This is a genomic window from Micromonospora sp. NPDC049903, from assembly GCF_044460945.1.
In the GTDB taxonomy this organism is placed as follows: domain Bacteria; phylum Actinomycetota; class Actinomycetes; order Mycobacteriales; family Micromonosporaceae; genus Micromonospora.
In genome coordinates, this window is record NZ_JBITKL010000001.1 from 279,701 (window position 1) to 297,660 (window position 17,960).

Consider the following 17,960-nt stretch of genomic DNA (forward strand, 5'->3'; position numbering starts at 1 on the left):
GTCTCCTCATCCGACGAAGGACGGACATTTCGCGCAGGCGAAAGGTGATGCTCCGGACGAAACGACGATTTCCGAGGGTGAAGCGTTCACTGTGGACCGAGAATTGGTGTGACCTATGCCGATGGATTCGCCACCGAGGTGGCGGGGCGACGGTCTCGTCGGCTCAGGGCGCGTGGGGTAGCTGGACGTCGACCCGCAGTCCGCCGTACTCGGCGGGACGGGCGGCGATCAGCCCGTCGTGCGCCTGGGTGATCGAGCGGGCGATGGCCAGGCCGAGACCGGCGCCGCCGCTCTGGTTGGTGCGGTCCCGGGCCAGCCGACGGAACGGCTCGAAGAGGCCCGACACCGCCTCGGCCGGCACCACCTGGCCGGTGTTGACCACGGTCAGCGCCGGGTTGCGGCCGACCGTGACGCTGATCGCGCCACCCCGGTGGTTGTACTTGATCGCGTTCTCGACCAGGTTGGTGACCAGGCGTTCCAGCAGCACCCGCTCACCCATCACGGTCCGGGGCTCCAGGTGGGTGCTGACGGTCACCTCGGCCTCGGTGATCCGGTCCTGGTACGCGGCCAGCACCTCCTTGACGACCTCGTCGAGGCGCTGCGGCAGGCGGGACCGCAGCCCCTGGTCGCTCTCGCTGAGCGCGAGGAGTCCCTCGATCAGCCGTTCGTTGCGCTCGTTGGTCTCCAACAGTTGGCCGGTCACCAGCTCCAACTGCTCGCCGCTGAGGGAGCGGGCCATCCCGACCTCGATCAGCGTGCGCTGCACGGCCAACGGCGTACGCAGCTCGTGTGAGGCGTTCGCGGCGAACCGCCGCTGCCCCTCGTACCCGGCGGCGATGCGCTCCATCATCTCGTCGAGCGACCGGGCCAGCCGGGCCACCTCGTCGTTGCCGCGCATCCGGATCCGGTAGCCGAGGTTCTGTGGCCCGACGTTCGAGATCGGACCGGCGAGGTCCCGGACCGGACGCAGGCACCAGACCGCGGCGGCCCAGATCGCCGCCACCGCGAGCAGGAACACGCCCAGGGCCAGCAGCGGAAGCGCGAGACCACTGAGACCCTGCGCCGGCTCGCACACCAACCCGCCGCCGGGCAGCCCGCTGGAGCAGAGCCCCCGGACCCGCCACCACAGCTCGCTCACCACCGACACGGTCAGCCCCGGCAGGGCGTACCCGGCGACCAGGGCGACCACGCCGACCAGCACGATCCTGCGACGCGGAGTCACGACGCGGCGCCGATCCGGTAACCGGCCCGGGGCACGGTGTGGATGACCTGAGGCGTACCGAGCTTCTTCCGCAAGGTCATCATGGTGACCCGGACGGTGTTGGTGAACGGGTCGGCGAACTCGTCCCATGCCTGCTCCAGCAGCTCCTCGGAGCTGACCACCCGCCCGTCCGCGCGCATCAGCACGTGCAGCACGGCGAACTCCTTCGGGCTCAGGCTGACCGACCGGCCGTCCCGGGTGACCGAGTGCCGCGCCACGTCCAGCGCCACCCCGTGCTGCACCAGCACCGGCGGCACCGCCGGCGCGGACCGCCGACCGAGCGCCTGCACCCGGGCGACCAGCTCGGCGAAGGCGAACGGCTTGGTGAGATAGTCGTCGGCGCCGAGCCCGAGACCCTCCACCCGGTCCCGGATGCCGGCAGCGGCGGTGAGCAGCAGCACCCGCGTACCGGAACCGGACCCGGCCAGGCTGCGGCACACCTCGTCGCCGGTGTGGCCGGGCATGTCCCGGTCCAGCACCGCCACGTCGTAGCGGTTGACCCCGATCCGCTCCAACGCGCCGTCACCGTCGTAGCAGACGTCCACCGCCATCGAGAGCCGCCTGAGGCCCTCGGCGACCATGTCCGCCAGCAGCCGCTCGTCGTCCGCCACCAACACCCGCACGCTCTTCGCCCCCGTGATCCGTCGTCTGCCGGGCATACGTTCGCAGGCGGAAGATAAGGGTTACGTAAGTGCCCGCCGCAGCAATACTCCACGTCGACGACGTCACTACAAATGCCCGCGTGCGCCAACCGCCCCCGTGCGCCTGATCAGTACTTACGTCCCACCCCCACCCCCACCACGTGACAGAGAGTGACCCACCTCACCCTCACACCCGACCTCCGCCCCACCCCACCCCCTATCCGCGTCGATCAAGGAATTGTGGCTATGGGTATGGGAGGGTTTGGCCTGCTTCGTGATCGCCACGACTCCATGATCGATGCCACCACACGAGCCGCCGACCGGCGCGGGCAGCCGAGGGTTGGCGGGTTATCCACAGCCGACCCAGCCCGTCTTCCACAGGGGCGGACGGCGGCCGGGGTGGGCCGGAACAGTGGCAGGATGACAGAGCGACTGGTCCGTTACTCGGAGTTGCTGGCGTCGGGGTGGAGTCGGGGGCAGGTACGGGGGCGGGTCGCGCAGGGGTCGATGCTTCGACTGACCCGGGGTGTCTACGGACCTCCCGCCGCCGACACCGAGGACCGCCTCGCAGCGATCTTCGAACGCCTGCCCGACAGCGCGGTGGCGGGGTTCCACACCGGCGCGATGCTGCACGGTTTCGGGGACGCACGCTCGACCAGGTGCCATGTCATCGTGCCGGCGGGCTCAGCCGTGCCGCAGATCCGTGGAGTCGTGACGCACGAGTCCGTCGTGCCGGTACGCGATCCCGTCCTGGTTCGCGGACTGCCCTGCGCCCCGGCCGCCCGATGTGCCGCCGATCTGGCGAGAGCGCTTCGGCGGACGGAGGCACTTCCGGTGCTCGACCTCTGCCTACGGGTGGCCGCCTGCCACCGCGACGATCTCCGTGACGAGCTTGGGCACCATCGGGGCCTGCGCGGCGTCCGCCAGGCACGGGAACTGATCAACCTGGCTGATCCCCGATCGGAATGCCGGCAGGAGAGTCAGTTGAGACTGCTTCTCGTGGACGCCGGACTGCCGGCTCCGGAGCCACAACTCTGGCTGCACGACCGGTACGGCATGCCGCTGTACCGGATCGACCTCGCCTATCGGAAGCGTCGGATCGGCATCGAGTACGACGGGCAGTCCCACCTGGACCCCGACGCGTTCCACTACGACCGTTTCCGGTCGAACTGGCTGGCCGGCCAGGGCTGGCGGATGCGCTACTTCACCGCCGACGACCTCTACCGCCGCCCCACCCACATCGTCACCACCATCCACTCCCTCCTCACCCACTGACACCCCCCACCCCCACACCCGCCCCCCGCCACCCCTCGAACCACCCCGCAAGCCGTGATCATGGAGCTATGGCAGGACGAAAACTGACCAAATAGCCCAAACCCACAGCCACAACTCCATGATCGACGCGGTGGAGGCGAGGGGCGAGGGGTGGGGCGAGGGCGAGGGCGAGGGGCGGTGCCGTCGCGGGTCAGCGGCCGTCGAGGAGGGGTTGGGTGGGGTTCCAGGGTGGGCCGCCGGCGGCGTCGTGACGGCGGCGGGCGATGGCCGACAGCGCCTCCAGCACGACCCGGTTTCCGAGGTACGCGGTGATGTCCGCGTGGTCGTACGGCGGGGCGAGCTCGACCACGTCCACCCCGACCACAGGGAGTTCGTAGCAGACCCGACGGACCGCGTCGAGCAGTTGTCGACTGGTGAAGCCGCCCGGTTCGGGGGTGCCGGTGCCGGGGGCCATGCCCGGGTCGACCACGTCCACGTCGACGGAGAGGAAGACGCCCTCGCACTCGTCGGTCGCGATGCCGAACGCCTCGGTGAGGCAGTCGTCCAGGCCACGGGCCACGATCTCGGTCATCTCGTACGAGCGCATGCGCTGCTCGGCCATCCAGGACAGCGTCGACGGGCCCGGCCAGTAGCCGCGCAGGCCGATCTGGAGGAACCGGTCGCCGCGCACCGCGCCGGACTCGATCAGTCGACGCATCGGCTGGCCGTGGCCGTGCAGCGAGCCGAACTCGATGTCGCCGGTGTCGGCGTGCGCGTCGAAGTGCACCAGCGACACCCGGCCCGACCCGTGGTGCCGGGCAACCCCGGTGGCGTCGGGCAGGGCGATGGAGTGGTCGCCGCCGAGGACCACCGGGATCGCGCCGGCCGAGGCGACCGCGTACACGGCGGTTTCCAGCGCGGACAGCGACCGTTCGATGTCGCCGGAGAACATCTCGACGTCACCGGCGTCGTAGACGCACAGGTCACGCAGCGCGTCGACGCGCAGCGCCAGCGAGGGGCGGGAGCCGTCGTGCGGCAGGTAGCACGCCTGCCGGATGGCGGACGGGCCGAACCGGGTGCCGGGGCGGTGCGAGGTGCCGCCGTCGAAGGGCGCGCCGATGATCACCACGTCGGCCTCGGCGTACGTGACGGGCTCCTCGATGGTGCAGGGCGGTACGCCGAGGAACGTCACGTCGGGGCCGTACATCGGGCCGTACCGGGTCATCGTTCCGCCATCCCCCACGGCGAGCCGTACGCGGTGAGCAGGTCGAGGAAGGGCTTGGGCGGCAACGCCTCCGGACCGAGTACCCCGCTGCCCGACCACACGCCGTCGGCCAGCAACTCCAGGGCGACGACCGGGTTCACCGCGGTCTGCCAGACCACCGCCTGGTGGCCGTACTCGCGCATCGACCACTCGTTGTCGACCACGTGATAGAGGTAGACCCGGCGTGGCTGGCCGTCGGTGCCGATGCCGGTGACGTACGTGCCGGCGCAGGTCTTGCCGCGCATCCGGTCGCCGAGCGTGGCCGGGTCGGGCAGGCAGGCGGCCACCACGTCACGCGGCGACACGGAGACCGCGCCCACCCGCACCGGCTCGGTCGCGGCGAGACCGAGCTTGTGCAGCGTCTTGAGCACCTCGATGAACTCCGCGCCGAGGCCGTACTTGAAGGTGACCCGCTTCGCCGGCACCCAGCGCGGGATCAGCAGCACCTCCTCGTGCTCCACGTTGACGCACTCGACCGGCCCGATCTCCTCGGGGAAGTCGAACACCTCCGGCTCGCTGAACGGCTCGGTGGTGAACCAGCCCCGGCCGGCCTCCCAGATCACCGGCGGGTTCAGGCACTCCTCGATGGTGGTCCAGATGGAGAACGACGGGGCGAAGTCATAGCCGTCGACCGTCAGGTTCGCGCCGTCGCGTACCCCGATCTCGTCGATCTCGCGGAACAGCTCGTCGGCGGCGTAGCGGGCGAAGACGTCGGAGAGGCCGGGTTCGACACCGATGCCGCACAGCGCCAGCCGCCCGGCCGCCGTCCACTGGTCGGCCGCCGCGAACTGCGCGTCGCCGAGCATGACGCCGGTCTCCTGGTGGGGCCGGGTCGGGTGCGGGCGGGACAGCGACATCGCCATGTCGAGGTAGTCGGCGCCGGCCGCGTACGCACCATCGAAGATCGGCATGACGAAGCGTGGGTCGACCGCGTTGAGCACGTGGGTGATCCGGTGTTCGCGGCAGAGTGCCGCGACCGCCTCCGCCGAGGCGGCGTCGACGCCGGCGGCGACGAAGCGGGCGTCCCGTCCGGCGACGGCCCGCGCGGCGCGGGTCTCGTCGTGGTCGGCGACCACCATGGTGTCGAAGAAGGCACGTCGGGCCGCGATGGCGACGACGGCGGAACCGACGCCTCCGGCCCCGACCAGCAGCACACGCATCACGAGTCGAACCCCAGACCGAAGCGATCGAGCGTACGGAGCCACAGGTTGCGCCGCCCCTGGTCGGCGTCGGCCCGGGCCATGGACCAGCGGGTGAGCCCGATGCCGACCGCGCGGGCCGGTTCGGGCGGGAACGGCAGCGGACGACTGCGGACCAGGTCGAGCCGGGTCAGCGGGCTGTCCACGCCATCGAGCAGGTCGAGCATCACCCGGGCACCGAACCGGGTCGCCCCGACGCCGAGCCCGGTGTACCCGGCCGCGTACGCGAGCCGACCGGAGTACGCCGTGCCGAAGAAGGCGCAGAACCGGGTGCTGGTGTCGATCACCCCGCCCCAGCGGTGGCTGAACCGGACGTCGGCGAGCTGCGGGAAGGTGGTGAAGAAGTGGCGGGCGAGGGCGGTGAAGGTGGCGTCGCGCTGTTCCAGTGCCGGCGTCATCCGGTTGCCGTAGTGGTAGACCGCGTCGTAGCCGCCGAACAGGATCCGCCCGTCGTCGGTGAGCCGGTAGTAGTGGAACTGGTTGCCGGTGTCGGCCAGCCCCTGCCGATTGCGCCAGCCGACGGCGTCACGTTGCGCGGGCGTCAACGGCTCGGTCGTCAACGCGTAGTCGTACACCGGCACGATCCAGGTGCGCAGGCGGCGCAGCAGCGGCGGAAACGCGTTGGTGGCCAGCACCACCCTGGCGGCGCGGACCGCCCCGGGGTTGCCGTCGGCAGCGACAGTGCGCGCCAACAGCGCGCCGGTGTCCCGGTACAGGCCGGTGACCCGGGTGTGCTCGTGCACCCGCACACCGAGGTCCACGCAGGCCCGGCGCAGTCCCCAGGCCAACCGCGCCGGGTCGAGCATCGCCACCCGGTCACGGTCCCACAGTCCGCCCAGGTACGTCGGCGAGTTCACCTCGGCGCGCACCTCGTCGGCGTCGAGCAGGCTGACGTCGTGCCCGTACCGCCCGGCCAGCGCGGCGTCGGCGGCCAGCCCGTCGAGCTGGTACGGCTCGACCGCCACCGACAGTTCGCCGGTCCGCGCGAAGTCGCAGTCGATCCGGTGCTCCGCCACGGTCGCGGCGATGGCGTCCAGGTTCTCCCGGCCGAGCCGCTCCAGCGTCCCGATCTCGTCCGGGAACCGCTGCACCCCGTTGGCCAGCCCGTGCGTCAGCGAGGCGGCACAGAACCCGCCGTTGCGCCCGGAGGCCGCCCAGCCGCAGGTGCCCGCCTCCACCAGCAGCACGTCCCGCGCCGGGTCGGCCTGCTTGGCCAGCAGCGCCGCCCACAGCCCGCTGTAGCCGCCCCCGATCACCAGCAGGTCCGCGGTGGTCGGGCCGGGCAGCGGCGGCAACGGGTCGGGGCGTTCCGGCCGGTCGAGCCAGTACGGCGCGCGTACCGCGTCGGCAAGCGCCCGATCGGCGGATGGCCCGGTCATGACCGGCTTGTCGCCCGGGGAGCCGGCACCGCGATCGCCGCCCGGCGCGCCCGTCGCCCCCGCAGCATGCTGGCCAACACCAGCAGCAACGCGATCGCGAACATCGCGGTGCCGATGACGTTGACCTGCGGCGGGATGCCCCGCTGGGCGGCACCCCAGACGTACATCGGGAACGTGACGGTGGTGCCGGAGTTGAAGTTGGTGATGATGAAGTCGTCGAAGCTGAGCGAGAACGCCAGCAGCGCGGCGGCCACGATGCCGGGCAGCACCAGCGGCAGCGTGATGCGGCGGAACGTCTGCCACTCGCTGGCGTAGAGGTCCATCGCGGCCTCCTCCAGCCGCCGGTCCATGCCGGCCAGCCGCGCCTTGACCGTCACCACCACGAACGACAGGCAGAACATCACGTGCGCGATGACGATGGTCCAGAAGCCCAGCGGCACCGCACCGGCGACGAAGAGGGCCAGCAGCGAGGTGCCCATCACCAGCTCCGGCGTGGCCATCGGCAGGAAGATCAGCACGTTGAGCCCGGACCGTCCCCGGAACCGGTGCCGGACCAGTGCGAACGCCATCAACGTGCCGAGCGCGGTGGCCGCGACGGTGGCGATGAAGCCGATCTGCACGCTGCGGACCACCGCGTCGCACATGTCGGAGGTGGCGCACGGGTTGCGCCAGTTGTCGAGCGTGAACTCGTGGAAGTCGTAGGAGAGCCGGTTGGACGGGCGGTTGAACGACAACGCGCCCACCACGGCGATCGGCAGGAACAGGTAGCCGAGCACCAGCAGGGCCACGCCCATCACCCAGTGCTGCGCCAACCACCGGGAGACGCGGCTCACAGTGCCCGCCCTTCGCTCGCGACTGCGGGGCTCCGCTGCGCTGCATTCCTCGCGCTCACAGGACCTCCTCCGTGCCGGCCCGCCGCAGATAGACGAAGACCACCGCGAGGATCGCCGACATCAGCAGGAACGACAGCGCCGCGCCCTGGGGGTAGTCCAGCCGGACCAGGAACGCCGAGTCGATGACGTTGCCGATCATGTACTGATTCGGGGTGCCGAGCAGTTCGGCGTTGATGTAGTCGCCGGTGGCCGGGATGAAGAACAGCAGCGTCCCGGCGATCAGGCCCGGCATCGACAGCGGCAGGGTGACCCGGCGGAACGTCTTCAGCGGGCTGGCGTACAGGTCGCTGGACGCCTCCAGCAGCCGGTAGTCGAGCCGCTCCAGGCTCGCGTACAGCGGCAGCACCAGGAACGGCAGGAAGTTGTACGTCAGGCCGAGCACCACCGCGATCGGGGTGGCCAGCAGCCGCCCGTCCGGACCGAGCAGGTGCACGTCCCGCAGCAGCCCGACCAACCAGCCGTTGTCCGACAGGATGGTCTTCCAGGCCAGCGTACGCACCAGGAAGCTGGTGAACATCGGGGCGATCACGCAGACCAGCAGCAGGTTCTTCCACCGGCCGGCCTTCTGCGCGATCGCGTACGCCAGCGGGTAGCCCATCAGCAGCGCCAGCACCAGGGCGATGCCCGCGTACAGGAACGAGCGGCTGAACTGCGGCCAGTACGCCTGCAACGCCGTCGGGTAGTTCCCGAACGCCCAGGTCATCGCGTACCCGGTGGAAAGCGTGCCGTTCGGGTCGTAGAGGCTGGCCGCGGCGAGCTGCACCAGCGGCAGGGCGAAGAAGAGGAGCAGCCAGGCCGCGCCCGGCAGCAGCAACAGGTACGGCAGGAGGCGGTACCGCCCCGATCGGGCAGCCGGCGGCGGCGACGCCGGCTGCCCGGAGCCGGTGGGTACGTGAGCCAGCGCGCTCACGCCGTGGTCTCGCTTCGCTGGCTCATGAGGACGCACCGACCGGCTCGTCCAGGACCGGAGTGGTCCGGTCCTCCTCGTCGGCGCGGCGACCGAGCAGGAAGGCGTGCTGCGGATCCCAGTACGCCACGGCCCGCTCGCCGACGGCGAAGCGCTGCTGCGCACCGCTGTTGGCGACGAAGACGCTCAGCTCGGTGCCCCAGCCGGTGCGCAGCAGGTACTGCGTGCTCACCCCGACGTAGGAGGCGTCGGTGACGGTGCCTTCGAGGTGCTGGTTGCCGGCGGGCACCTGCACGGCGGCCCCGACCAGGTGCAGTTTCTCGGGGCGTACGCCCAGGAAGACCGGACCCTGGTCGGTGCGGGCCCGCGCCGACGGCACGGAGAACCGCGCGCCGTGCGCGGTGACCAGGAGGTCGTCGCCGTCGGCGCCGGAGACCTCGCCCGCGATCAGGTTGGACTGGCCGAGGAAGTTGGCCACGAACGCGGTCGCCGGGAACTCGTAGATCTCGGCAGGTGGGCCGAGCTGCTCGATCCGCCCGGCGTTCATCACCGCGACCGTGTCGGCCATCGTCATGGCCTCCTCCTGGTCGTGGGTGACGTGCACGAAGGTGATGCCGACCTCGGTCTGGATGCGCTTGAGCTCGATCTGCATCTGCCGGCGCAGCTTGAGGTCGAGCGCGCCGAGCGGCTCGTCCAGCAGCAGCACCTGCGGGTGGTTGATCAGTGCCCGGGCCAGCGCGACCCGCTGCTGCTGGCCGCCGGAGAGCTGGGCCGGGCGACGCCGCTCGTACCCGTCGAGCTGCACCAGCGACAGCATCTCGCGGACCTGCCCGTCGACCGAGCGGATGCCGCGCCGCCGCAGGCCGAAGGCGACGTTCTCGAAGATGTCCAGGTGCGGGAAGAGGGCGTAGCTCTGGAACACGGTGTTGACCGGCCGCTTGTACGGCCGTAGCCGGGCGATGTCCCGGTCGCCGAGCAGCACCTGCCCGCTGGTCGGCTCCTCCAGCCCGGCGATCATCCGCAGCGTGGTGGTCTTGCCGCAGCCGGACGCGCCGAGCAGGGCGAAGAACGAGCCCTGCGGAATGGTCAGGCTCAGGTCGTCGACGGCGGTGAACGGGCCGAACGTCTTGGTGAGGTTGGCCAGCCTCAGGTCGCCGGCCGGAGTGTCCCGCGCCATCGTCACGCTCCGATAACCTGCTGGAACTTGGTCTCGTACTCGCGCTCCTGCTGCTCGTCCAGGGCCATGAAGACGCGGGCCTTGGAGAGGATCGCCTCGTCCGGGAAGATCAGCGGGTTGGCGGCCAACTCCGGGTCGATCTTCTCCATCTCCTCCTGCGCGCCCTGCACCGGACAGATGTAGTTGACGTACGCGGCGAGCTGGGCGGCGATGGCCGGTTCGTAGTAGTGGTTCATCAGGGCCTCGGCGTTGCCCTTGTGGGTGGCCTTGTTCGGCACGAGCATGTTGTCCGACCAGAGCGTCACACCGGAGTCGGGCACCACGAACTTGATCTGCTCGTCGTCGAAGCCGAGCTGGATGATGTCGCCGGACCACCCGATGCACGCCGCGATGTCGCCCTTGGCCAGGTCGGGGGCGTAGTCGTTGCCGGTGAACCGGCGGATCTGCCCGGAGTCGACCGCCTTCTTGAGCTTGTTGAGGGCGTCGTCGAACTGGTTGGCGGTGAAGTCGGCTGGGTTGTGACCGTTCGACATCAGCAGCAGGCCCATGGTGTCGCGCATCTCGGTCAGCGCGGTCACCTTGCCCTTGAGGTCGGCGCGGGTGAGCAACTCGTCGACGGTCCGGATCTCCCGGGTGACCCGTCCGTTGTACGCCAACCCGGCCAGGCCGGACTGCCACGGGACGGCGAGGTGGTTGTCCACGTCGAAGGGGCGGTTCCGCAGCGACGGCAGCAGGTTCGCCTCGACGTTGGGCAGCTTCGACTTGTCGAGCTTCTGGATCCAGCCGAGCCGGATCATCCGGGCGGCCATCCAGTCGGTGAGCACCATGACGTCCCGCCCGGTGCCCTGACAGGCGGCGAGCTGGTTCTGCACCTTGCCGAAGAACTCGTTGTTGTCGTTGACGTCCTCGGTGTAGGTCACCTGGATGCCGGAGTCACCGACGAAACTGTCGAGGCTGGGGCGCTTCGACGCGTCGTCGTCGTCGACGTCCATGTATTGCGGCCAGTTGGAGAAGGCGAGCGTCTTCTCCGTGCCGGACAGGTCCTCGCTGACACAACCGGCCTCGGTCTGCTGCGCACCGGGGGTGCCGCAACCGGCGAGGGTGCCGCCCGCCGCGAGCAGCGCGGCCGAGCCGAGGGTGCCGGTGAGCAGACCACGCCGAGTGAGGGGCCGGTAAGCGTTTCGCATGTGACGACTCCTACGGGTCATCGTCGGCGGTGGGACGGGGGTGGGCGCGCCGACGGGAGGGTCAATGGCGATGGACGACTGATCCTGACATGAGGAAACCTCGCTCACAAGGGATTCCGTAGCCGCAATAGCCGTGGACGACGAATTACGCCAGACTGCCCGGTGGCGTTAGGCTCAGCGCCGTGACGGACATGGGGAGCGGTCGATGACGAACCGGCAGCAGGACAACGCCACCGGCGGACGCCGGGTCAGCGTGCGGGAGGGTGCCAGCCACGTACTGCTCGACGACGTGGCCAAGCAGATCATCGAACAGCTCCAGCAGGACGGCCGTCGCCCGTACGCGACCATCGGCAAGGCGGTCGGCCTCTCCGAGGCGGCGGTACGTCAACGTGTACAACGGCTGCTCGACGCCGGGGTGATGCAGATCGTCGCGGTGACCGACCCGCTCCAACTCGGCTTCCCCCGCCAGGCCATGATCGGGCTGCGCACGGACGGCGACCTGGAGAGCGTCGCGGACCGGATCGCCGAACTCGACGAGGTCGACTACGTCGTGATCACCGCCGGCTCCTTCGACCTGCTGGCCGAGGTGGTCTGCCGCAACGACGAGCATCTGCTGGAGATCCTGCAACGGCTGCGCGCAGTCTCCGGAGTGCTCTCCACCGAGGCGTTCGTCTACCTCAAACTCCGCAAGCAGACCTACAGCTGGGGCACCGCCTGAGTGTGCGCCCCGCGCACCTCCGCCCCACTCGCCCTCGCCCCACTCGCCCTCGCCCCACTCGCCCTCGCCCCACTCGCCCTCGCCCCACTCGCCCTCGCCCCACTCGCCCTCACCCTGCGCGCCCCCGCCCCACTCGCCCTCACCCTGCGCGCCCCCGCCCCGCCCCGCCCCGCCCCGCCGATCATGGAGCTGTGGTCGCGGAAACGCGCCGATCGCCCCGGTTTGTCGCTGCCATACCTCCATGATCGGCGCGCGGGAGGTCAGCGCGGGAGGGTGGTGACGAACGCGCGCCAGGCGTCGGAGTGAAGGTCTCCCATCTCGCGCTAGCAAGGTCGGCACGCTCGGCCACCACCTCGCGAATGTGAATCTTGGACAGTTTCCGTTAGCGCGAAACGGAAACTGTCCAAGATCTTGAGCGATCGACAGCGAGGCACCGTCTGCCCGGGACACCAGGCGCCGCCCGCCAGGAGGCCCGAGCGCTGGAGGTCCGAGCGCCGGGAGTCCGAGCCACGAGGTCCGAGCCACGAGGTCCGAGCCGCCGGGGGCCCGAGCCACCGGGGTCCGACCTCACCAGCCGCCGGGTCCGAGCCCCGAGGTCTGAAAAGGCGACCGAGAGGTGACCCCGGCAAGCCGGGCAACGCCGCTCGTGAACTGGCGCGCGCGGAGATCAGCGGGACCCGACGAGCTGGCGCGGGAACACCGGAGCGCCCGAACGCCCGAACAACTAACGCCGAAGGCCCGACGAACTGGCGCGGGAGCAGCGAGTCCCGACCAGCTGACGAGCTGACGGACCGGACCCGCAGGAGGACGCCGCCGGGCGGCGGCGATGCGGATTCCGTTGCACTACGTCGGATAAGCTCGCTAAATCCGTTGCTTCGAGGCTTAAGTTCAACCGATTGCACTTGCCTCGCGGCGGCGGGCTGTGGGATAACCGTGAGCAGAGCGGCCGGTGAACCCCTGACCGGCCCGAGACCCGATGGGGCTGACATGGCGAACGCCACCGACCACCTCTGGATGCATTTCACCCGGATGGCGAGCTACTCCGCAGGCGAGGTACCGACGATCGTGCGCGGCGAGGGCGCGTACGTCTGGGACTCGCAGGGTCGCCGCTACCTGGACGGACTCGCCGGGCTCTTCGTGGTCAACGCTGGCCACGGTCGCACCGAGCTGGCCGAGGCCGGCGCCAAGCAGGCCGGGGAGCTGGCGTACTTCCCGCTCTGGTCGTACGCCCACCCGACCGCCGTGGAGCTGGCCGAACGGATCTCGGAGCTGGCCCCGGGCGACCTGAACCGGGTCTTCTTCACCACCGGCGGCTCGGAGGCGGTCGAGGCGGCCTGGAAGCTGGCCCGGGCGTACTTCAAGCGGGTCGGCAAGCCCACCAAGCACAAGGTGGTCAGCCGGTACATCGCCTATCACGGCACCTCCATGGGCGCTCTGTCGATCACGGGGCTGCCGGGCATCAAGACGGACTTCGAGCCGCTGGTGCCGGGCGGGATCAAGGTGCCGAACACCAACTTCTACCGGGCTCCGGAGCACGGCGACGACCCGGTGGCGTTCGGTCGCTGGGCCGCCGAGGAGATCGGGCGGGCCATCGAGCGGGAGGGGCCGGACACCGTCGCGGCGGTCTGCTTGGAGCCGGTGCAGAACTCGGGCGGCTGCTTCCCGCCGCCGCCCGGGTACTTCGAGCGGGTCCGCGAGATCTGCGACGCGTACGACGTGCTGCTGGTCAGCGACGAGGTGATCTGCTCGTGGGGTCGGCTCGGCGAGTACTTCGGCGCGACCCGCTACGGGTACCAGCCGGACATCATCACCACCGCCAAGGGCATCACCTCGGGGTACGCCCCGCTCGGCGCGATGATCGCCAGCGACCGGCTGATGGAGCCGTTCCTCACCGAGACCGGCATGTTCGCGCACGGGGTGACCTTCGGCGGGCACCCGGTCTCCTGCGCGGTGGCCCTGGCCAACCTGGAGGTCTTCGCCCGGGAGGACCTCGTCGGGCACGTACGCGCCAACGAGGCGGCCTTCCGGTCGACCCTGGAGAAGCTTCACGACCTGCCGATCGTCGGCGACGTCCGGGGCGACGGCTACTTCTACGGCATCGAGCTGGTCAAGGACAAGAACACCCGGGAGACCTTCGACGAGGCCGAGTCCGAGCGACTGCTGCGCGGCTTCCTGTCCAGCGCGTTGTTCTCCGCCGGGCTCTACTGCCGGGCCGACGACCGGGGCGACCCGGTGGTGCAGCTCGCCCCGCCGCTGATCGCCGGGCAGCAGCAGTTCGACGAGATCGAGCAGATCCTGCGGGGCGTACTCACCGAGGCCTGGACCAAACTCTAGGAGGCGGTGGTGGCCTACCAGGACCTGTCGTACTGGCTGTCCACCGTGGACGAGCCGTTGACCCCGCGCCCGCCGTTGGCCGGTGACACCGTCGCGGACGTGGTCATCGTGGGCGCGGGGTACACCGGGCTGTGGACGGCGTACTACCTCGCCGAGGCAGAGCCGGCCCTGCGGATCGTGGTCCTGGAACGCCAGGTGGCCGGCTTCGGCGCCTCCGGGCGCAACGGCGGCTGGTGCTCCGCGCTGCTGCCCACCTCGCTGACCGGGCTGGCCCGGCGGCACGGCCGGGACGCCGCGATCGCCATGCAGCACGCCATGCACGACACGGTCCGCGAGGTCGGCCGGGTGGTCGCCACCGAGGGCATCGACTGCCACTGGTCGTACGGTGGCACGGTGGTGTTGGCCCGCAGCGCGCCGCAGGTGCAGCGGGCCAAGGCGGCGGTGGCGGAGGCGCGGGAGTTCGGCTTCGGCCCGGAGGACCTGGACCTGCTCGGCCCGGCGGACGCCGTGGTCCGGTGCGGTGCCAGCGGGGTACGCGCCGCCACCTACACGCCGCACTGCGCGGCCGTGCACCCGGCGCGCCTGGTCCGTGGCCTGGCCCGCGCCGTGGAACGCCGGGGCGTGACGATCCACGAACGCACCCCGGTCACCGAGATCCGGCCCCGCGCGGCGGTCACCCCGGCCGGCACCGTACGCGCCCCGGTGGTGATCCGGGCGACCGAGGGTTACACGCCGGGGCTGACCGGGCACCGGCGGGCCCTCGCCCCGGTCTACTCACTGATGATCGCCACCGAGCCGCTGCCCGACGAGACCTGGGCCGAGATCGGGCTGGCCGAGCGGGAGACGTTCTCCGACCACCGGCACGTCATCATCTACGGCCAACGCACCGCCGACGGCCGGCTCGCCTTCGGCGGGCGGGGTGCCCCGTACCACTTCGGCTCGCGGGTCCGCGCCGACTACGACCGGGAGCCACGGGTCTTCGCCGCACTCCGGCGTACGCTCGGCGACCTCTTTCCGGCGCTCGGCCCGGAGGTGCCGGTCACGCACACCTGGGGCGGCCCGCTCGGGGTGGCCCGGGACTGGTCGGCCTCGGTCGGCTACCACCGTGCCGACGGGCTGGGCTGGGCCGGCGGGTACGTCGGCGACGGGGTGGGCACCAGCAACCTGGCCGGTCGTACGCTGGCCGACCTGATCCGGAACGAACCGACCGAGCTGACCCGCCTGCCCTGGGTCAACCACCGCTCGCCCCGATGGGAGCCGGAGCCCCTGCGTTGGCTCGCGGTCAACGCCGGACTCCGCCTGATGCTCTCCGCCGACGAACGCGAGTCCCGTACCGGCCGGGCATCCCGCCGCGCCGCCACCTTCTCCCGCCTCCTAGGCCACTGACCCCGCCGCTCCCCTCCCCCGCCTCCCCCGCCTTGACGCGTTGATCAAGAAGTTTGGTCGGCCCAGCCGCCAGGAATTGACGCAAACTTCTTGATCAACGCCGCAGGGCAGGGCGCGGGCGCGCACGCGCGGGGAGAGCGCGTGGGTGGGGTTAGTGGGTGGGGGGGATTACGCGGAGGTGGCCTCGGCGGGACGAGGTGGTGGGGGGTGCGGCCTGCTGGGCCTGGTCGTCCTGCGGAGGGCGGGGGGCCGGGCGGGCGGCTTCGCGGACTGCCTCGGCGAGTGCGACCAGGTCGTCGGTGGTGGGCGGCGGGGGCTCGAACTCGCCCTCGTGCCGGACCACCTCCCAGCCACGCGGTGCGGTCAGGCTCCGGGCGTGCGGCTCGCACAGGTCGTAGGTGTGCGGTTCGGCGAAGGCGGCGAGCGGGCCCACCACAGCCGTCGACTCGTTGTAGACATAGGTCAGCGTGGCGACCGCTTGCCGGGGGCAGCCGTTACGGGAGCAGCGCCGTGGTGACCTCACGGGCGCAGGGTATCCCCATTACCGGGTCCGGCGCACCGGTTCGCGTTACGACACGCCCGTCTTGGTGATCACATTTCGGCCCGGGACGCGGCGCGCCAGGTACCGGCGCTGCTGCGGACAGGGGCGCGATGGCGGCTACCCTTTGGCTCATGACGAGTCCGGAGAACCGCCGCCCCGGCCCCGGCCGGCGGGCGCACCGTGACCGGCACGGGCGCGGTCTGCGCGGGCGGCTGGTGCCGGCCACCGTGCCGTTGGCGCGCACCAAGGCGGAGATCTTCGACGATCTGGTGCTGGACACCGTCGAGACGCTGGAGCGTCGCTTCGCCAAGGAACTCGCCGGGGTGGAGTTCGCTGTCGAGGACGTCCCGCCGGACCTCAACGTCTATGACACCGACGTGCTGGAGGACGGCGAGGTGCCGTTGGCCCGGCTGCTGCCGGGTCGACCGGGACGCCAGGAGGTGCCACCCCGCATCGTGCTGTATCGGCGTCCGCTGGAGTTCCGGGCCATGGACCGCGAGGATCTCGCCGACCTGGTGCACGACGTGATCATCGAACAGGTGGCGAACCTGCTCGGCGTCGACCCGGACGAGTTGGCCTGACCCGATCGCCGTGACCCCCCACGGCGCGTCGTCATCCCCGGGGCGGGACGTCCCCCGACCGTCCCTTCCCGACGACTCAGGCTGCTCGCCGCTTGAGCTTGCGCCGCTCACGCTCGGAGAGCCCACCCCAGATCCCGAACCGCTCGTCGTGGCCGAGAGCGTATTCGAGGCATTCGGTCTTGACCTCGCACCGCGAGCAGATGCGCTTCGCTTCGCGGGTCGAGCCGCCCTTCTCGGGAAAGAACGCCTCCGGGTCGGTCTGCGAGCAGAGCGCTCGCTCCTGCCACTCCGGCGCGTTTCCGAGCAGGTCGGCCGCCTCGAGCTGGCCGTCCATCAATTGCCTCCTTGTCGCGCACCGGCACCATCGCCGCTGCAACCCCCCACGCGAAAGGCGTGCTTGTCCGTCCGGTCCCGTTTGCTGCGGTTCGTGCGAACAACCCCATTCAAATTACACGCGTGTAATGCGTGCGGCGTCAAGCCAAACTTGATAATGGAGTCGCCCTCCCGACACGCACCCGGTCTCGCCATGCCCTATCGATTCAGACCCCGGCCGAGTAACGCCCTCTCCGGCGAGTTGCCCGAGTTTTCTCCCGTGGCGCGCGACCCGAGACAGGGGTGATCTCGCCCCGCGTCGGCCTTCGGGAGGCCACCCGTCAAGATCGGTTGATCTTGAACCGCAAGGTTAGCCCGACTTGACCGAGACCGCCCATCGACCGGGCAGACGACGACCGCGCCCCGTCCACATCGTGGACGGGGCGCGGTCGTGCGGAAGCCTGAGCCGTCAGTCAGAGGCCCCGGAAGGGCTGGTGGGCCAGGTGAATTCGGTGACCACTCCACCGGCCACCCGGACCGTCCCGGCCGGCGTATCGTCGTCCCACCAGACGGTATAGGTACCTGCCGGTAGGTCCGGGTAGACCGCACTGTGGAAGGTGCCGTCCAGGACCTGCCGCTCGCGTACGGCGGAGTGGGTCCGCGGCTCGCCGTCGTGGTCCGGCCGGCTGACCTCGATCTCCCGGCCGAGCAGGTGGCGTCCGGTGTGCACGATCAGGGCACCGGTGTCCCCGCCCAGGTCAAGCACAACAGTACCGGTCCCCGTCGGACCGTATGTGTGCACATGCTCGCTCATGCCGACACTCCGCTTCGCTCCGCGCCGACACGAGAGCCGACGGCACCGATGATTCGCTCGCTCATGCCGTCCTCCGCTTCGCTCCGCGCCGGCACACCACTGCGCCGATGAT

18 protein-coding genes are annotated in these 17,960 nt (G+C 70.6%); 5 read left to right on the forward strand and 13 right to left on the reverse strand.

The genetic code is table 11. The features are described 5' to 3' along the window. Positions 1–163 precede the first annotated feature (163 nt). Together ACIBO1_RS01275 and ACIBO1_RS01280 are read right to left on the reverse strand one after the other, a co-directional pair. Entirely contained in the window at positions 164–1,222 is a 1,059-nt protein-coding gene (locus ACIBO1_RS01275) for a sensor histidine kinase (protein WP_396740500.1), read from the reverse strand. Further along, positions 1,219–1,884 (reverse strand): response regulator transcription factor, encoded by a 666-nt coding sequence (locus tag ACIBO1_RS01280; RefSeq protein WP_396741454.1) that lies wholly within the window; start codon positions 1,882–1,884, stop codon positions 1,219–1,221. Before ACIBO1_RS01280 ends, ACIBO1_RS01275 begins: the two co-directional genes overlap by 4 nt. A 438-nt stretch (positions 1,885–2,322) precedes the next feature. On the opposite strand from ACIBO1_RS01280, the gene ACIBO1_RS01285 reads away from it, so the two are divergent. Continuing rightward, complete coding sequence (locus ACIBO1_RS01285) at positions 2,323–3,177, forward strand: endonuclease domain-containing protein (protein ID WP_396740501.1); 855 nt, start codon at positions 2,323–2,325, stop codon at positions 3,175–3,177. Between the two features lie 190 nt (positions 3,178–3,367). On the opposite strand, the gene speB is transcribed toward ACIBO1_RS01285, so the two are convergent. From speB to ACIBO1_RS01320, 7 genes are read right to left on the reverse strand one after another with little or no spacing between them, the layout of a single operon-like run. Beyond that, positions 3,368–4,381, reverse strand: coding sequence for an agmatinase (gene speB / locus ACIBO1_RS01290; RefSeq protein ID WP_396740503.1), 1,014 nt, complete (start codon positions 4,379–4,381; stop codon positions 3,368–3,370). Continuing rightward, positions 4,378–5,580 carry a saccharopine dehydrogenase family protein gene (locus ACIBO1_RS01295; protein WP_396741456.1) on the reverse strand — a complete coding sequence of 401 codons (1,203 nt, stop codon included), beginning with the start codon at positions 5,578–5,580 and terminating at the stop codon, positions 4,378–4,380. Before ACIBO1_RS01295 ends, speB begins: the two co-directional genes overlap by 4 nt. After that, a complete protein-coding gene (locus ACIBO1_RS01300) occupies positions 5,580–6,998 on the reverse strand; it encodes an NAD(P)/FAD-dependent oxidoreductase (protein WP_396740505.1) in 1,419 nt (472 codons plus the stop codon). The genes ACIBO1_RS01295 and ACIBO1_RS01300 overlap by 1 nt, the downstream gene beginning before the upstream one ends. Then, a complete protein-coding gene (locus tag ACIBO1_RS01305; protein WP_396740507.1) occupies positions 6,995–7,831 on the reverse strand; it encodes an ABC transporter permease in 837 nt (278 codons plus the stop codon). Before ACIBO1_RS01305 ends, ACIBO1_RS01300 begins: the two co-directional genes overlap by 4 nt. Positions 7,832–7,886: 55 nt before the next feature. Then, positions 7,887–8,801 (reverse strand): ABC transporter permease, encoded by a 915-nt coding sequence (locus tag ACIBO1_RS01310; RefSeq protein ID WP_396740509.1) that lies wholly within the window; start codon positions 8,799–8,801, stop codon positions 7,887–7,889. Between the two features lie 22 nt (positions 8,802–8,823). Then, entirely contained in the window at positions 8,824–9,975 is a 1,152-nt protein-coding gene (locus ACIBO1_RS01315; protein ID WP_396741458.1) for an ABC transporter ATP-binding protein, read from the reverse strand. A gap of 2 nt (positions 9,976–9,977) precedes the next feature. Next, positions 9,978–11,162, reverse strand: coding sequence for an extracellular solute-binding protein (locus tag ACIBO1_RS01320; protein ID WP_396740511.1), 1,185 nt, complete (start codon positions 11,160–11,162; stop codon positions 9,978–9,980). Positions 11,163–11,367: 205 nt separating this feature from the next. Here ACIBO1_RS01320 and ACIBO1_RS01325 point away from each other — a divergent pair, with 205 nt between their 5' ends. Next, the gene (locus ACIBO1_RS01325) at positions 11,368–11,880 is read left to right on the forward strand and encodes an Lrp/AsnC family transcriptional regulator (RefSeq protein WP_396740513.1); all 513 of its coding nucleotides are present in this window, start codon (positions 11,368–11,370) and stop codon (positions 11,878–11,880) included. Here the strand turns inward: ACIBO1_RS01325 and ACIBO1_RS01330 are convergent. Then, on the reverse strand, positions 11,859–12,065 hold the full coding sequence (locus ACIBO1_RS01330) for a pentapeptide repeat-containing protein (protein ID WP_396740514.1): 207 nt from the start codon (positions 12,063–12,065) through the stop codon (positions 11,859–11,861). The two genes, ACIBO1_RS01325 and ACIBO1_RS01330, sit on opposite strands and share 22 nt — an antisense overlap. An 802-nt stretch (positions 12,066–12,867) precedes the next feature. On the opposite strand from ACIBO1_RS01330, the gene ACIBO1_RS01335 reads away from it, so the two are divergent. Beyond that, the gene (locus ACIBO1_RS01335) at positions 12,868–14,214 is read left to right on the forward strand and encodes an aspartate aminotransferase family protein (protein WP_396740516.1); all 1,347 of its coding nucleotides are present in this window, start codon (positions 12,868–12,870) and stop codon (positions 14,212–14,214) included. Positions 14,215–14,223: 9 nt separating this feature from the next. Continuing rightward, positions 14,224–15,600, forward strand: coding sequence for an NAD(P)/FAD-dependent oxidoreductase (locus ACIBO1_RS01340; protein ID WP_396740517.1), 1,377 nt, complete (start codon positions 14,224–14,226; stop codon positions 15,598–15,600). A gap of 151 nt (positions 15,601–15,751) precedes the next feature. Here the strand turns inward: ACIBO1_RS01340 and ACIBO1_RS01345 are convergent, their stop codons facing one another. Beyond that, a complete protein-coding gene (locus ACIBO1_RS01345) occupies positions 15,752–16,123 on the reverse strand; it encodes a DUF3499 domain-containing protein (protein WP_396740519.1) in 372 nt (123 codons plus the stop codon). Positions 16,124–16,272: 149 nt separating this feature from the next. Here ACIBO1_RS01345 and ACIBO1_RS01350 point away from each other — a divergent pair, with 149 nt between their 5' ends. Next, on the forward strand, positions 16,273–16,722 hold the full coding sequence (locus ACIBO1_RS01350; RefSeq protein ID WP_117229420.1) for a metallopeptidase family protein: 450 nt from the start codon (positions 16,273–16,275) through the stop codon (positions 16,720–16,722). 76 nt (positions 16,723–16,798) lie between these two features. On the opposite strand, the gene ACIBO1_RS01355 is transcribed toward ACIBO1_RS01350, so the two are convergent. Together ACIBO1_RS01355 and ACIBO1_RS01360 are read right to left on the reverse strand one after the other, a co-directional pair. Continuing rightward, entirely contained in the window at positions 16,799–17,056 is a 258-nt protein-coding gene (locus tag ACIBO1_RS01355; protein WP_013731688.1) for a WhiB family transcriptional regulator, read from the reverse strand. A gap of 447 nt (positions 17,057–17,503) precedes the next feature. Continuing rightward, a complete protein-coding gene (locus ACIBO1_RS01360; RefSeq protein ID WP_396740521.1) occupies positions 17,504–17,800 on the reverse strand; it encodes a phospholipase in 297 nt (98 codons plus the stop codon). Between the last annotated feature and the right edge of the window lie 160 nt (positions 17,801–17,960).